Origin of the sequence: Actinoplanes sp. NPDC049599 (assembly GCF_044465625.1) — a bacterium.
In the GTDB taxonomy this organism is placed as follows: domain Bacteria; phylum Actinomycetota; class Actinomycetes; order Mycobacteriales; family Micromonosporaceae; genus Actinoplanes.
In genome coordinates this window covers 43,497-57,773 of record NZ_JBITLX010000021.1, presented here as the reverse complement: position 1 = coordinate 57,773, position 14,277 = coordinate 43,497, and the positions used below count along the sequence as shown (strand labels likewise).

Below are 14,277 nucleotides of genomic sequence, written 5' to 3'. Positions count from 1 at the left end.
CTAACCAATCTTGGTGCATCAACTCATCGATTCGCAGGCATCGTCACCTACGGCTACAGTGCCCGGCATGGCCGAGAAGGGCTGGACAGCGCAGGTGGCAGCCGCGGCCGGAGTAGCCGCGGGGACGGGCGCCGCCCAACTCGGCCTCGGCTACGGCCTGGGCGTGGTGGAATGGCCGGCCGTGCCGGCCGACGACAGCGTCTGGCTGGGCAGCCTGGGCTGGGCGACCTGGATCGCGGCGAGCTCCACGGTGTTCGGCGCGGTCATCGCGGGCCGGCTCGGCCGCGCGGTGGGCGGACCCTGGCGCTTCGCGCTCGCGGTGTCCGCGGCGGTCGGCGCCCTGCTGACGGTCGCGCTGATCGCGCTCCCGGCCCGAGCAGCGGTACGCACGGAGACGTTCGCGCCCCAGACGATCGCCGGCGGGTATGCGGTGATCGGCGTGCTGGTGGGCCTGCTGATCGCCTACTGGGCGGTGGTCTCCAGACCGGCGGCGGCAAACCTGATCGCGACCGCGGCCTGGCTCTGGTCACTGGCCGTGGCGGCGGTGGTGACCACGATCTTCTGGCACCGCCCCTCCGCGACGTACCTGTCCAGCTGGCAGTTCTTCTCCCCGGACACCGCCGAGGCGCAGTACGGCATCATCGTCTGGCCGAGCGCGCTGCTGACCCTGCTGGCGGCGTTCGCGGTGGGCGTCATCGGCGTCCTGCCCGCAAGCCGCCGCGGCGACCTGGGCGTGGGCGCGGCAGCCTCGGGTGCGGTGGGGCCGCTGCTGGTGGCGGCGGCGTTCTTCGTGCTGGCGCCGCAGCTGACCGGCAACCCGGGACCCTTGCAGTCGGCCTATCTGATCGCGCCGTACGCGGTGCTGGCCGGGCTGGCGGGCTCGGCGTTGGTGGTCGCCCTCGGGCAGCGCCGGTCGGCCCGCCGGTCGGCCGGTGGGCGCTCGGAGGCCGGCGCGGTGAGTGCGGAAGCCGAGAACGGACGGACGGCACGACGCCCCGCCAGGGAACTCGCCGGACCGGACGACGGCGAGCGAGCCGGCACTCCCGGCGACGAGCCCGACGCGACAGGCACCGGCCGCGCAGGAGCGACAAACACCGCAGCGGTGAGCGGCCAGGCCGACCGGCGATCCGCCGGAGCGGTGAGCGGCAAGCGCGCCGGATCGGCGAGCGATGAACGCGACGGCGATCGGCAAACCGGGGCGGCAAGCGGCCGGGCCGCGCGTGGGGCCGGCGGGCGATCTGCCGGAGCGACCGCCGATGAGCGGGCCAAGACGGCGAGCGGCCGGGCCACCGGGTCCGTGAGCAGGGGAAATGCCGGGAAGGCAACCGCGGTGGTCCCGTCGCCGCGGTTGGCACCGGCCGACGAACCGAAGGCCGACACCCGCGCCGACTCGGACTCTCCCGCCGCCGAGCCCCGCCCCCGGAAGTCCTTCATGGACCGTTTCCGCCGCAAGGGCGGGGATCAGGACGACGCTCCGGCGACCGCCAAGGGAAGCGCCAAGGCACAGTCCGCTGCGATCTCGCCGGCACCCACCGGCTCCGACACCGTGCCCGGAAGGTCGCCCTCCGCGCGGCCCCAGTCGACAGGCCCAGACGCGCCCTCGGCCAGTTCCGGCGCACAGACCGCCGGAGCTGGCGCAGCCTCGACCGGGTCCGGCGCAGCAGCCCGCCCCGGCGCACAGGCGGCCGGGCCCAAGTCCGGTGCAGCAACCGGCCGGACCGGCGCGTCCCCGGCCCGGACCGCCGCGTCCCCGGCCCGGACCGCCGCGTCACCGGGCTCGGAGTCCGGTGTGTCCTCGGTTGACGGCGGTGCGCGACCGGCTTCTTCTTCCGCGCCCGGCCGGTCCGACACTCGCTCGACCGTCGCGCCGCCGCCCGACTCTCCCCCGATCGCGAAGATCAACGACGCTCGATCGGGTGAAAAGCCGCCGGCGCCACGGAAGTCCCCCGCCCGGCCGGCCGGCAATTCGACGCCCGGCCCGACAGATGCCGTGGGTTCCGATAAAACGCCCGCCGCGCGGAAGACCCCCGCGAAGGCGACAAAGCCCCCGGCCCGGTCGACCAGCTCCGCCGAGGACGACACCGCCGAGCTCCCGGTGCAGGACCCGAAGCGGCGCGGCGAGACCCGCTAGTCCACCGGCCAGGTGTGCACCGGCTCGTTCGTCTGTTGCAGCGAGTTGTATCGAAGCACCATGTCGCGCAGCGCCTCCTGCCTGTTCAGCCCGCGACGGTGCTCGGCGGCCCACACCGCTTGGGTCTGCCAGGTCGCTCCGTTGCGGCCGGTCCGGCAGCGCTCCTCGATGACGCCCAGCAGCCGGTCCCGGTATGCCGGTTCCACGCCGAACGAGTCCAGCCCCGCGTGGGCCTTGGCCAGCAACGTGTCCCGGACCAGCTCGGTCACCGCGATCTCGCCGTGGCCGGGCCAGTGCATCGTGGCTTCGATGCCGCGCCGGGCGGCCTCGTGGAAGTTGTCCTCGGCTGCGCCGAAGCTGAGCCGGGACCAGATCGGCCGGCCCTCCTCAGCCAGTTGCCGGGTCAGGCCGAAGTAGAACGCGGCGTTCGCCAGCATGTCGACCACCGTCGGGCCGGACGGCAGCACCCTGTTCTCCACCCGCAGGTGGGGGCGGCCGTCCATCACGTCGTAGACCGGGCGGTTCCAGCGGTAGACCGTGCCGTTGTGCAGGCGCAGCTCGCCGAGGTGGGGAATCCCGCCGGCTGCCACGACCGCGATCGGGTCCTCCTCGTCCAAGACCGGCAGCAGCGGCGGGAAGTACCGCACGTTCTCCTCGAACAGGTCGAACACCGAGGCGATCCAGCGCTCGCCGAACCACACCCTGGGGCGTACCCCCTGGGCTTTGAGCTCGTCCGGCCGGGTGTCGGTGGCCTGCTCGAACAGCGCGATCCGGGTCTCCGCCCAGAGCTGCCGGCCATGCAGGTACGGCGAGTTCGCCCCCAACGCCACCTGGACCCCGGCCACCGCCTGCGCCGCGTTCCAGTAGGCGGGGAACTGTTCCGGTGTCACCTGGAGGTGGAACTGCACGCTGGTGCACGCGGCCTCGGGCGCGATCGAGTCGTTCGCCGTCTGGAGCCGTTCGACGCCGCGGATGTCCAGACTGAACTGTTCGCCGCGGGCGCCGGCGAGCTGGTCGTTGAGGGCGCGGTACCGGTCGTTGGCGGACAGGTTCGCCAGCACCAGGTGGCTCGGCCGCAGGGTGGGCAGGCTGCCGATCAGCACGATGGTGCTGTCCGACTTCTTCGCCCGGTCCTCGGCGCGGCCCAGGCTCTCGATGATGTCCTGCTCGTATTCGGCGAAGCCGGCCCCGCTGATCAGTCGGGGTCGCGCGTTCAGCTCGAGGTTGAACTGGCCCAGCTCGGTCTGGAAACAGGGGTCGGCGAGGTTGGCCAGGATCTCGGCGTTGCGCATGGCCGGCTCGCCGTCGCCGTCCATCAGGTTGAGCTCGATCTCGAGCCCGGTCATCGGGCGTTCGGTGTCGAACGCGAAGTCGTCCAGCATCAGCGCCAGGACGTCGAGGCAGCGCCGGACCTTCTGCCGATAGCGGGCCCGGTCCTCTTGCGTGAAGACGACCCCGTAGAGGTCCTTACCCATCGTTCCTCCCGGCGCTTCCGCGTGAAGCTCTCACGTTATGCGGACCCGATAACCAAGGCCAGGGACGAAACGGACCCAGATCAGCTCTGCGTAAGCAGGCGGCAGCGCACCGTCTACCCTCGCACTCGCCGGGCCCGGCCGCTACTCGGGGCGGAAAAGCCGCAGAGCGCCGCCCGTTCGGGACGACGCTCTGCTGCGGTAGCCGGAGGGATCAGGCCTGGCGGATGGCCTCGCCCTCGATCTCGATCTTGACCTTCTTGCCGATCATGACGCCGCCGGACTCGAGCGCCATGTTGTAGGTCAGGCCCCAGTCCTCGCGGTCGATCTCGGTGGTCGCACTGAAACCGAAGACGGCCTGCCCGTACGGGCTGGTGGTCGCGCCCTCGAACTCGACGACCAGCTCAACCGGCTTGGTGACGTCCTTGATGGTGAGCTCACCGTCGAGGACGAACTCGGCGCCGGAGTGCGACTTGATGCCGGTGCTGCGGAAGGTCATCTGCGGGTACTTCTCCGCCTCGAAGAAGTCGCCGGTGCGCAGGTGGTTGTCGCGGTCCGCGGTGCCGGTCTGCACGCTGGCCGTGGTGATCGAGGCGACGACGGACGACTGCAGCGGGTCCTCGGCGATGGTGATGGTCGCGTCGGCCTCGGCGAAGTCGCCGCGGACCTTGCTGACCATCAGGTGGCGCACCACGAAGCCGACCCGCTTGTGAGCGGCGTCCAGCTTGTAGGTGCCGGCGGCCGGGATCTGGAGACCCTCGAACTCGCGGGTGCTGGCAACGGAGTCGGTCATGACAGGTTCCTCTCGATGGCAGAGCCAGGTTGTTGTCTGACGGAGCAACTATATGCCAAGCAATATTCCCCTTGTCAAGAGAACGCGCTAACATGGCTCCCGTGGCTACCGACTTCGATGACCCCCGCTTCACCGCCATCGGCCTGCTCTCCGAGGCGTACACGGGGCTGCACAGCCGATTCGCCGCACAGCTGGAGCAGCACCGGGTCTCGCCGGTCGAGTTCGAGGTGCTGATGCGGCTCGCCCGCTCACCGCAGAACCGGCTGCGGATGACCGACCTCGCCGGCCAGACCTCGCTGTCCACCAGCGGGGTGACCCGGGTCGTCGACCGGATGGACCGGGGCGGCCTGATCCGCCGGGAGGCCTGCCCGAGCGACCGCCGCAGCTCCTACGCGGTGATCACCGAGGCGGGCCTGGCCCGGCTCGACGAGATCCTGCCCGGGCATCTGGAGTTGGTGCAACGGTGGTTCATCGACCAGCTCCGCCCCGACCAGCTCGCGCAGATGCTGGAGGCGCTGCGGACCGTCCGCGACGCGGTCAACCCGTGCGCAACCGCCGGCAGCACGGCGGACGACCTCCCGGCCGCGCAGGCGAGCTGAGCCGAACGGAACGGTAACCGGCAGAAGTACCGGCAGAAGCTCCACGCACCATGGTCGAAACCCGCCTATCTCCACAAATCGCCCGAGAGCCCCGGCTAAAGTGATCTCCGCAGGGGGACGCGGCGTGGCCGAGGCCGAGGCGGGGCTACGGGGGCGTGCCTTCGTCTCGCCGCGTTACCGGGGCGTTGTGACGGCCGGCGTGTGGGGGGCACATCAAGCGCCGGTCGTCCACGCCCCGAGCAGCTCCCGCTCCCGTCGCAGCAAGGTGATCCCACCCGTACGGCATAGCTCGGCGAGCTGGTCCAGCGCCGCCTGCCGGCGCTCCGCGTCGGGAGTGCTCCGCACCACGCCGACCAGGGCCTCCACGGTGTCCCGCGGATCGTGGCCACCCGCGTACGCCTCCACCGCGGCCGTGAACAGCTCCGCCGCCCGCTTCTCCTCGCCCTGGCACAGCGCGATCGTCGCCTCGACGACCGCCGCCGGCCCGTCGGGGGGCACCTGCGGATCCGGCGCGCGCAGCTCGGCCAGCACCGCCGCCGCCTCGGTCACCCGCCCGCTCTCGGCCAGCGCCAGCCCGACCGTGGCGAGCACCCGGCGCCGATGGCCGGGGTCACCGACATCCTCCAGCTCGGCGATCGCGTCCCGGCCCAGCCGGGCGGCCTCGTCGAACCGGCCGTCGAGCCGCTCCACCTCGGCAAGGTTCGCCACCGCCACCGCGCGCAGCCGGTGCTCACCGCAGCGGCTGGCCAGCCGGTCCACCTCGGCCAGCCGGTTCCGTGCCGCGTTCAGGTCGCCCTCGCGGATCTCGTGCCAGGTGAGGTTGTTCTCGGCGACCGCCATGTCGCGGATGCGGGCGCTGCCGCGGGCCAGCTCCAGCGCCGCGGCACCGTGCCCGCGGGCCCGCTCGTAGCCGCCGGCCGTCATCCACAGCGCGGCCAGCTGGGTGTGCGCGGTGAGCTGGCCCGGCACGTCGCCCAGCGCGGCGAACTCGGCCAGCGCCGCCTCGGCCGAGCCGATCTCCTCGCCGCCCGAGCCGTGCTCCAGGGCGAGCTGGGCCAGCCCGACCTTGGCCCAGGCCCGGACCAGCGGGTCGGCGTCGGCGGTACGCGGGTCGGCCAGCAGCCGGCGCAGCCACTGCCGACCGGTGACGTCGCGACCCCGGAACCGCCACCACCTCGGCAGGGCCGCGGCGAGGCGCAGGGCGACGTGCGGATCCTCGCGGGCGGCGAAGGTCAGCGCGGCGCCCAGGTCGCCCGCGACGTCGTCGAGCCGGGCGGCGGCCTCGGCCAGGCGGCCGCCCTTGAGGTCCGGGGCGATGCCCTGGGCCAGGTCGGCCAGCACCTGCGCGTGCCGGTGCCGGGCGGCGGGCAGGTCACCGTCGGCGGCGGCCCGTTCGAGCGCGAAGTCGCCGACCACGTCCAGCAGGCGGAACCGGAAGGCGCGGGCGCCGCGGGCGCTGAGCAGGCCCAGCTCCAGCAGCCGGTCGAGCAGGTGCACCGCGTCGGTGGCGGACCCGTCCTCGAGCACCGCCTCGGCCAGGTCGAGCGACCAGCGGTTGCGGAAGGTGGCGAGCCGGTGCAGGGCGCGTTGCTCGTCGGGCGCCAGCAGGCGGTAGCTGGCGGCGACCGCCTCGCGCACCGAGACGACAGCGCCGGGGGCGGGACGCCCGGACAGGTCGAGCACCCGGTCGCCGTACCGGTCGAGGATCTCCGCGACGGTGAGCACCCGGCCGCGGGCGGCCGCCAGCTCCAGCGCGATCGGCAGCCCGCCGAGCCGCCGGACCAGTGCGGACAGCGGGGCCACCTCGTCGGGCTCGACCGGGCCGCCGCGGACCCGGGCCAGCCGGTCGAGGAAGAGCGCGACCGCCGGATAGCCGGCCACGTCGGCCAGCCCGGGGCCGGCGTGCTCCGGCGGGGCGACCAGCGGTGCGACCGGCCAGACCCGTTCGGTGGGCAGGCCGACCGGGTGCCGGCCGGTGGCCAGGAAGCGCAGGGTCGGGTGCTGGCGCAGCAACCGGCTCAGCGCCTCGGCGACGGCCTCCGACGCGCGCTCGACCGCGTCGACGAGCAGCAGCGCGGAGCGGCCGGCGAACCGGGGCGCGAGGTCGTCGGGCCGGCCCACCCCGAAGACGGCCGCGACGCCACCGAGCACCTCGCCGGCGGTGGACCCGTCGGTGACGACGATCCCGGCGACGCCGCCGGCATAGGCGGGCGCGACCCGGTGGGCCACGGTGAGCGCGAGGCTGGTCTTGCCGACCCCGGCCAGGCCGACCAGCGTGATCCCGCGCGGGCCTTCCTCCCGGGCCGGGGAGAGCCGGGCGACCAGCTCGGCGACGTCACCGTCGCGGCCGATCAGATCACCGGCCGGTGGCAGGCGGACGTAGCGCGGCGGCGCCGCGGCGCCGGCCTGCTGACCCCGGGCGGCGGCGAGAAACGCCAGCCGGTCCGCGCCCGCCAGGCCCAGCGCGGCGGCGAGCAGCTCCACCGTGGTGCGTTGCGGCCGGGACGCGCGACCCCGCTCGAGGTCGCGCACCGTGCGCACCCCGATGCCGGCCCGGGCCGCCAGCTCGTCCTGGGTCAGCTTGGCCCGCAGCCGGTAGGTGCGCAGCACGGCGTCGAATCCCGGACCACCCTGGTCCGCCCCGTGATCGGACGTCATTCCTCGAACCTAGGCACCCATGTCGATGAATGCCGAGTTCAGCAGGCTTTTTGTCGAGTAACCGACGCTGGCGCCGTCGGATTTGCCGCAGAAACCGCCCGCGCGTCCAAGATCTACAAACCGAGGCCGCGCGCGATGATCATTCGCTGCACTTCGGACGTACCCTCGCCGATCTCCAGGATCTTCGCGTCCCGGTAGAAGCGGCCCACCGCGGACTCGTTCATGAAGCCGTAGCCGCCGTGCACCTGGGTCGCGTACCGGGCGTTGTCCATCGCGGCCTCGCTCGCGTAGAGCTTGGCCAGCGCCGCCTGGTGCTTGAAGTCCTCGCCAGCGAGCATCCGGGAGGCCGCCTCGTAGTAGGCGAGCCGCGCCGTGTGCGCGCGCATCTCCATGTCCGCGATCATGAACTGGACGGCCTGGTAGTTGCCGATCGGCCGGCCGAACGCCTGGCGTTCCTTGGCGTACTTGACCGACTCGTCCACGCAGCCCTGGGCCAGGCCGACCGCGAGCGCGGCGATGGCGATCCGGCCCTCGTCGAGGATGCGCAGGAACTGCGCGAAGCCGCGGCCCCGCTCGCCGAGCAGGTTCGCCGCCGGCACCCGGACGTCGTCGAAGGCCAGCTCGTGGGTATCGGAGGCGCACCAGCCGACCTTCGAGTAGCCGGGCGCGACGGTGAAGCCCGGGGTGCCCGACGGCACGATGATCGTCGAGAGCTCCTTGGGGCCGGTCACCGCCATCACGGTGACCAGACAGGTGATGTCGGTGCCCGAGTTGGTGATGAACGCCTTGGAGCCGTTGATCACCCACTCGTTGGTCTGCTCGTCGAGCACCGCGCGGGTGGTGGTGGCGGCGGCGTCGGAACCCGTACCCGGCTCGGTGAGACCGAACGCCGCGAGCGCCTCGCCGCTGGTCAGCCGGGGCAGCCACGCGGCCTTCTGGGCGTCCGTACCGAAGCGGTAGATCGGCATGGCACCCAGCGAGACACCCGCCTCCAGGGTGATGGCCACGCTGCTGTCCACCCGGGCCAGTTCCTCCAGGGCCAGGCAGAGCGCGAAGTAGTCACCGCCCATGCCGCCGTGCTCCTCGGCGAAGGGCAGGCCGAACAGGCCCATCTTGCCCATCTGCCGCACCACGTCGTACGGGAAGGTCTTCTTCTCGTAGTGCTCGGCGATCACCGGCGCGACCTGCTCGCGGGCGAACTCCCGCACGCTGGCGACGAGCGCCTCCTGCTCCTCACTGAGCCGGAAGTCGACCATGACGGTTCCTTTCTAGACCGGAGTGACGCCGTGCCGGCGCCGGGAGAACGCACGGTCCTTGCCGCGTGCGGCGGCGAACCGGCGGATGAGCTCGCCGCGCAGGTCGGCGGGCTCCACGATGGTGTCGATGACCAGCTCGCCGGCCAGCCGGAGGATGTCGATGTCGCGCTCGTACTCGGCCCGGCGCTCGGCCACGAAGGCCGGGCGCTCGTCCGCCGGCAGCGCGGCGATCTTGTTGGCGTAGACGGCGTTCACGGCTGCCTCCGCGCCCATCACCGCGATCTTGGCGGTGGGCAGGGCGATGGTCGCCTCGGGGTCGAAGCCGGGGCCGGCCATCGCGTACAGCCCGGCGCCGTACGCCTTGCGGACGACCACGCAGATCTTGGGCACCGTGGCCTCGGAGATCGCGCTGATCATCTTGGCGCCGTGCCGGATGATGCCCTGCTTCTCCACCACGCTGCCGACCATGAACCCGGGCACGTCGGAGAGGAAGATCAGCGGCACGTTGAAGGCGTCGCAGAGCTGCACGAAGCGGCTCGCCTTGTCGGCCGAGTCGACGAACAGCACGCCGCCCTTGAACATCGAGTTGTTGCCGACCACCCCGACGGCCTGGCCGTCGAGCCGGGCGAAGCCGACCGTGAGCTCCCGGGCCCAGAGCGCGTGGATCTCGAAGAACGAACCCTTGTCGACGATGCCCTTGACGTACCGCCGCATGTCGAAGGCCTGGCGCTCGCTGACCGGGACCAGCGCGGCGAGGTCAACCGCGGCGGGCTCCTGCGGCTCGGCCACCGGCGGCTGCTGGGTCCAGTTGGCCGGCAGATAGGACAGGTACGAGCGGACCACGTCGAGCGCGTCCTGCTCGGTCTTGCAGAGGAAGTGCCCGACGCCGGACTCGGCGCAGTGCACCCGCGCGCCGCCCATCGCCTCGAGCGTCGTCTTCTCCCCGGTGACCATCTCGACCATCCGGTCGGAGCCCAGGTACATGCTGGCGTTGCCCTCGACCATCGCGACCACGTCGCAGAAGGCGGGAATGTAGGCGCCGCCCGCGGCGGACGGCCCGAACAGCGCGCAGACCTGCGGGATCGAGCCGGAGGCGCGGACCTGGGTGTGGAAGATCTTGCCGGCCCCGCGCGGGCCGGGGAACAGGTCGACCTGGTCGGTGATCCGCGCACCCGCGGAATCCACCAGGTAGACCATCGGTACGCCGGTCGCGTACGCCCGCTCGATGATCCTGATGATCTTCTCGACCGTACGCGCGCCCCAGGAGCCGGCCTTGACGGTCGAGTCGTTCGCCATCACGCACACCTCGCGCCCGTCGATCCGGGCGTTTCCGGTGATCACGCCGTCCGCGGGCAGTCCTTCGGCCAGGCTGTTGGCATAGAGCCCGTCCTCGACGAACGAGCCGTCGTCGACCAGCAGCGCGATCCGCTCGCGGGCGAAGAGCTTGCCCTTCGCGGCGTTGGCAGCGTGATAGCGCTCCGCACCGCCGGCCAGTGCCCGCTTGCGCGCCTGCGCGAGCGCCTCTGCGTCGAATGCCACCTGGTCCCCTTCGCTCGTCCCTGAACGATCGTTAGGGTAGCCCATTCGTCAGGCGGAGACCAGAGACGCCGAACGGGAGCCCTCGCTGGCAGCGAGGACTCCCGTCCGGGTGGTGCGACCGGCGCTGTGGAGGAGCGCCGGCTTACTGCTCGACGCCCAGGGGCGTCGCTCGGGTCACACCCGGGACCGGTGTGACCCGGGCATCAGCGGACTAGCTCACTTGCCGAGCTTGTCCAGGACGTTCAGGCCGCCGACGTTCAGGCCACCCGCGTTGCTCAGGTTCTGGGTGAGGCCGTCGACGCCGCCCGCCTCGGTGGCGGACTTGGCGTGACCCTTGCGAGCCGGCTTGCCGTAGGGGGCGTCGTCGTCGCCGGCCACATCGCCGTCGCCGGCCACGTCGTCGTCGTTGCCGTAGCCCTGGTCGCCGTGGTCGCCGCCGACGTAGTCGTCATCGTCGTCGTTGGTGCCGTTGTCGCCACCGTTGCCGTCGTGGCCGTGACCGTTGTCGCCACCGTTGCCGTTGCCGCCGTGGCCGTGGCCCCGGTCACCGTCGACGTCGTTGGCGCACGCCGCCGCCGAGTTCGCCAGGCCGAGCACCGCGAGCGAGTTGCCGCACACGTTGATCGGGATGCTGATCGGCGCCGCGAGCTGGGTGCCGTTCAGGATGCCGACGTTGCCCGAGGAGTCCTGCGAGACCTTGTGGCCACGGGCCGACTCGTTCTTGGCGGCGGCGGCCGAGTTGGCCTCGCCGGCGACACCGATCGAGTTGCCGGCGATGTTCAGCGGCGCCGAGATCGGAGCGTAGACCTGGGTGCCGTTGGCGATCCCGTAGTTGCCCGAGGTGTCCTGCGTGGCGGACTCGCGCCGGCCGCTGCCGCCGTTGACGCAGGCGGCCTGCGACTGGGCCAGGCCCAGGATGCTGAGCGCGTTGCCGCACAGGTTGATCGGCACGTCGATCGGCGCGTAGACCTGGGTGCCGTTCAGGACCCCGAAGTTGCCGGAGGTGTCCTGGTCGCCACCGCGGCGACGCTCGTTCTTGGCGCTCTCGACGTGGTTGACGCCGGCACCGGACGCGTTCGCCAGGCCGAGCACGGCGGCGGAGTTGCCGACCACGTTCACCGGCACGGAGATCGGCAGGTACGCCTGGGTCCCGTTGGCGATGCCGAAGTTGCCCGAGGAGTTCTGCGACACGTTGCGGCCACGGCCCCGCTTCCAGTCGCGGTCGCCCTTCTTGCCGCTCTCGACGAAGTTGATGCCGGAGCCGGCCGAGTTGGCCTCGCCCGCCACGCCGATCGAGTTGCCGACCACGTTCAGCGGCACGGCGATCGGCGCGAACACCTGTGTGCCGTTCAGGATCCCGACGTTGCCGGAGCTGTCCTGGGAGACGTCGGCCTGGGCAGCGCCCGGGGCGAACAGCAGGGCGCCGGCGGCCAGAACGCCGACGCTGAGAGTCTTACGAACCCAAGTCCTCATGAAAAGAAGATGCCTTTCGGAATTGTCTGCAAATGGTGAGACGCGTATTCGATTGCTCGGTGCTTTCGGGCGCAGCGGTGCCCTGGCGCTGTTTCGAATGCCCTGACCCCGCCTGTCGACGTGCGCCCATTGCAGGTGACGCGCAGTGCGGTGACGTACCGACCGTGGGCTTGCGGTGATTCGCCGCCTGTTCGCAAGCGGGTGGGGAATCAGGCCCGTGGTGCGGGCACAGCCGATCCCTTCAGGACAGCGGATCGTGCGTGCCGGCCGGTGCCGGTACTAGTCAGGTGAGACGGTCGGCGCCTCGGCGTCATGGCGCCGGACTCCGACATCGGTCGCGATCGGCAGCCGGTGGCAGGCCACCGTGCTGTCCGTGACCTTGGCGGGCAGGAAGGCGGCAGCGCCACCCTCCGTCGCGGTTCCCGGCCCAGAAGCCGGAACGCCGCTCGCTGGCCCGAGGTGTACCCGCTCAGGCGCGGGTCCGTCACCGCCGGGTGTGTCGCTGACCGTTTCCGGCTTGGCTGCCGTAGCGGCGGCCGGGTGCCGGTCGGCAGCGATCGAGTGCTGCCGTGCGACGGTCTTTCCCACCGGGTGCCACCGGTCGCGCTCAGGCGCGGCTGCCGACACCCTCTCGTCCTCGTCCTCGTCCACGACGACGGCATCGGCCTGGTCCACATCGGACTTCGGGTCGGCCGGTTCGTGGGCGATCGGCCGCTCCGGCGCCGCCGGAGCTGTCGCCGGAACTTTCGCCGCCTGCGGCGGCTCGGGTTCCCGCACGTCGGTGACCGGGACGAGCTTCCGGGTGTCCACCGCGTCACCGGAAAGGTGAAGTGGGGCGGTCAACCCCCGGACGACGCCGACAACCCCGCCCAGGGCGGAATCCGCGTCGCTGCTGCTGTGTGCGGCCTTGTCCGGTGCCGCTACCGCGGACCCGGAACCTCGGTGGCGCTCGGGTGCCAGCGGCTTGACGGCCGCCTTGAGGACCCGGCCCACCACCGGGGCGCTGTGGTCGTCACCGTGCACCACGGCACCGATCAGCGACGAGCCGAGGGAGAGTCCCCCACCCGCCGGGTCACGGTCCGCGGCTTGCGCGGCAGCGCCGGTGAGCAGCCAGGCCGCGCCGGCCAGACCGCCGATGACCAGTACCCGCAGGCTCCACCGCGATCCGGTGCGGCCTGCGCGGTGCTCCTGGCGCCGCTCCGCCCCCTGGCTGTGGGGCGGCATGAGCGGGGAGACACCGATGGGCAGGACCGGCGCGGAGCGGTACGCCGTAGGCGCAGTGCGCTCGACCATCCGTCCCGTCATTGTCCTGCCCCTGTTCGTCGGCTCGTGTCCGGCGACCGACTGCCCGCCGAAGGAACCAGGCGATATCGGCCACTCGGTATTGGTAACGAAGCGACACAGCCGGGGTCACGCGGGCATTCCGGAAAAATGATCGCGTCGCACTTTGCGGTAAACGACCACAGGAGAATGCGATTCAGACCAATCTGGTGCGCGGTCCGGCCCGAAGAACACCCGACGGGAGTGTGCGCCCGAGCAGAGTCTCGGCGAGTTGCGCGGCTGCGATGAGCCGTTCCAGGTTGATGCCCGTCCGCAGTCCCATGTCCTCGAGCATGTGCACGAGTTCCTCGGTGGCGATGTTGCCCGAGGCGCCCGGCGCGTACGGGCACCCGCCGACCCCGCCCACGCTCGCGTCGAACTCGGTGATGCCCAGTTCCAGCGCGGTCAGCACGTTCGCCAGCCCCGTACCCCTGGTGTTGTGGAAGTGCAGCAGGTCCGGGCGTACCGCGGAGAGCAGGTCACGGACCCGGCGCGGGGTCGCCATGCCGGTGGTGTCGCCGAAGGCGATGCGGTCCGCGCCGTCCGCGCGGACCCGCTCCACGATGGACGCCACCCGCTCGGGGGCGATGTCACCCTCGAACGGGCAGCCGAAGCTCGTCGCGACGATGACCTCGACCTTCGCGCCGGCCTCGTGGATCAGCGGGATCAGGCCGGCGATGTCGTCGAGCGACTCGTCGGTGGACCGGTTGAGGTTGCGCCGGTTGTGGGTGTCGCTGGCCGACAGCACCACCTCGATCTCCCGGAAGCCGGCGGCCAGCGCCCGCTGCGCGCCGCGGGTGTTCGGGATCAGCGCCGAATACCGGACCTCGGGGTTGTGCCAGGCCCGGGCCCACACCTCGTCGGCGTCGGCCATCTGCGGGATCGCCTTCGGGTGCACGAACGACACCGCCTCGATCCGGCGGACCCCGGTGCCGGAGAGCGCGTCGATCAACCGGACCTTGTCGTCGGTCGGCAGCGGCTCCTCGTTCTGCAGGCCGTCGCGCGGTGCGACCTCGCGGATCGAGACGGTGTCCAT

At 71.9% G+C, this 14,277-nt stretch carries 10 protein-coding genes; 2 read left to right on the top strand and 8 right to left on the bottom strand.

The genetic code is table 11. From position 1 onward, the window contains the following. The first annotated feature begins 67 nt into the window (after positions 1-67). Positions 68-2,131 (top strand): Hansenula MRAKII killer toxin-resistant protein 1, encoded by a 2,064-nt coding sequence (locus tag ACIBQZ_RS30240; RefSeq protein ID WP_396092210.1) that lies wholly within the window; start codon positions 68-70, stop codon positions 2,129-2,131. Here ACIBQZ_RS30240 and ACIBQZ_RS30235 read toward each other — a convergent pair. Beyond that, positions 2,128-3,606 carry a glutamate--cysteine ligase gene (locus ACIBQZ_RS30235; RefSeq protein WP_396092209.1) on the bottom strand — a complete coding sequence of 493 codons (1,479 nt, stop codon included), beginning with the start codon at positions 3,604-3,606 and terminating at the stop codon, positions 2,128-2,130. The two genes, ACIBQZ_RS30240 and ACIBQZ_RS30235, sit on opposite strands and share 4 nt — an antisense overlap. Positions 3,607-3,817: 211 nt before the next feature. Beyond that, positions 3,818-4,396: a YceI family protein gene (locus ACIBQZ_RS30230; protein ID WP_396092208.1), complete on the bottom strand. Its 579-nt coding sequence runs from the start codon at positions 4,394-4,396 to the stop codon at positions 3,818-3,820. 92 nt (positions 4,397-4,488) lie between these two features. On the opposite strand from ACIBQZ_RS30230, the gene ACIBQZ_RS30225 reads away from it, so the two are divergent. After that, positions 4,489-4,995 carry a MarR family winged helix-turn-helix transcriptional regulator gene (locus ACIBQZ_RS30225; protein ID WP_396092207.1) on the top strand — a complete coding sequence of 169 codons (507 nt, stop codon included), beginning with the start codon at positions 4,489-4,491 and terminating at the stop codon, positions 4,993-4,995. Positions 4,996-5,208: 213 nt separating this feature from the next. Here ACIBQZ_RS30225 and ACIBQZ_RS30220 read toward each other — a convergent pair whose 3' ends face one another. The 6 genes from ACIBQZ_RS30220 to ACIBQZ_RS30195 all read right to left on the bottom strand — a co-directional run bounded on the left by ACIBQZ_RS30220 (position 5,209) and on the right by ACIBQZ_RS30195 (position 14,277). Beyond that, positions 5,209-7,653 (bottom strand): ATP-binding protein, encoded by a 2,445-nt coding sequence (locus tag ACIBQZ_RS30220; RefSeq protein ID WP_396092206.1) that lies wholly within the window; start codon positions 7,651-7,653, stop codon positions 5,209-5,211. Between the two features lie 113 nt (positions 7,654-7,766). Next, positions 7,767-8,909: an acyl-CoA dehydrogenase family protein gene (locus ACIBQZ_RS30215; RefSeq protein ID WP_396092205.1), complete on the bottom strand. Its 1,143-nt coding sequence runs from the start codon at positions 8,907-8,909 to the stop codon at positions 7,767-7,769. A 12-nt stretch (positions 8,910-8,921) separates the two neighbouring features. Continuing rightward, complete coding sequence (locus ACIBQZ_RS30210) at positions 8,922-10,448, bottom strand: acyl-CoA carboxylase subunit beta (protein ID WP_396092204.1); 1,527 nt, start codon at positions 10,446-10,448, stop codon at positions 8,922-8,924. A gap of 216 nt (positions 10,449-10,664) precedes the next feature. Further along, the gene (locus ACIBQZ_RS30205) at positions 10,665-11,921 is read right to left on the bottom strand and encodes a chaplin family protein (RefSeq protein WP_396092203.1); all 1,257 of its coding nucleotides are present in this window, start codon (positions 11,919-11,921) and stop codon (positions 10,665-10,667) included. A 279-nt stretch (positions 11,922-12,200) separates the two neighbouring features. Beyond that, entirely contained in the window at positions 12,201-13,214 is a 1,014-nt protein-coding gene (locus ACIBQZ_RS30200) for a hypothetical protein (protein ID WP_396092202.1), read from the bottom strand. A gap of 184 nt (positions 13,215-13,398) precedes the next feature. Further along, entirely contained in the window at positions 13,399-14,277 is an 879-nt protein-coding gene (locus ACIBQZ_RS30195; RefSeq protein WP_396092201.1) for a hydroxymethylglutaryl-CoA lyase, read from the bottom strand.

Excerpts from the sequence above, each read along its gene's own strand:
- ACIBQZ_RS30240 (WP_396092210.1), top strand. The coding sequence starts at position 68 with ATGGCCGAGAAGGGCTGGACAGCGCAGGTGGCAGCCGCGGCCGGAGTA.
- ACIBQZ_RS30235 (WP_396092209.1), bottom strand. The coding sequence starts at position 3,606 with ATGGGTAAGGACCTCTACGGGGTCGTCTTCACGCAAGAGGACCGGGCC.
- ACIBQZ_RS30230 (WP_396092208.1), bottom strand. The coding sequence starts at position 4,396 with ATGACCGACTCCGTTGCCAGCACCCGCGAGTTCGAGGGTCTCCAGATC.
- ACIBQZ_RS30225 (WP_396092207.1), top strand. The coding sequence starts at position 4,489 with ATGGCTCCCGTGGCTACCGACTTCGATGACCCCCGCTTCACCGCCATC.
- ACIBQZ_RS30220 (WP_396092206.1), bottom strand. The coding sequence starts at position 7,653 with ATGACGTCCGATCACGGGGCGGACCAGGGTGGTCCGGGATTCGACGCC.
- ACIBQZ_RS30215 (WP_396092205.1), bottom strand. The coding sequence starts at position 8,909 with ATGGTCGACTTCCGGCTCAGTGAGGAGCAGGAGGCGCTCGTCGCCAGC.
- ACIBQZ_RS30205 (WP_396092203.1), bottom strand. The coding sequence starts at position 11,921 with ATGAGGACTTGGGTTCGTAAGACTCTCAGCGTCGGCGTTCTGGCCGCC.
- ACIBQZ_RS30200 (WP_396092202.1), bottom strand. The coding sequence starts at position 13,214 with ATGGTCGAGCGCACTGCGCCTACGGCGTACCGCTCCGCGCCGGTCCTG.
- ACIBQZ_RS30195 (WP_396092201.1), bottom strand. The coding sequence starts at position 14,277 with ATGGACACCGTCTCGATCCGCGAGGTCGCACCGCGCGACGGCCTGCAG.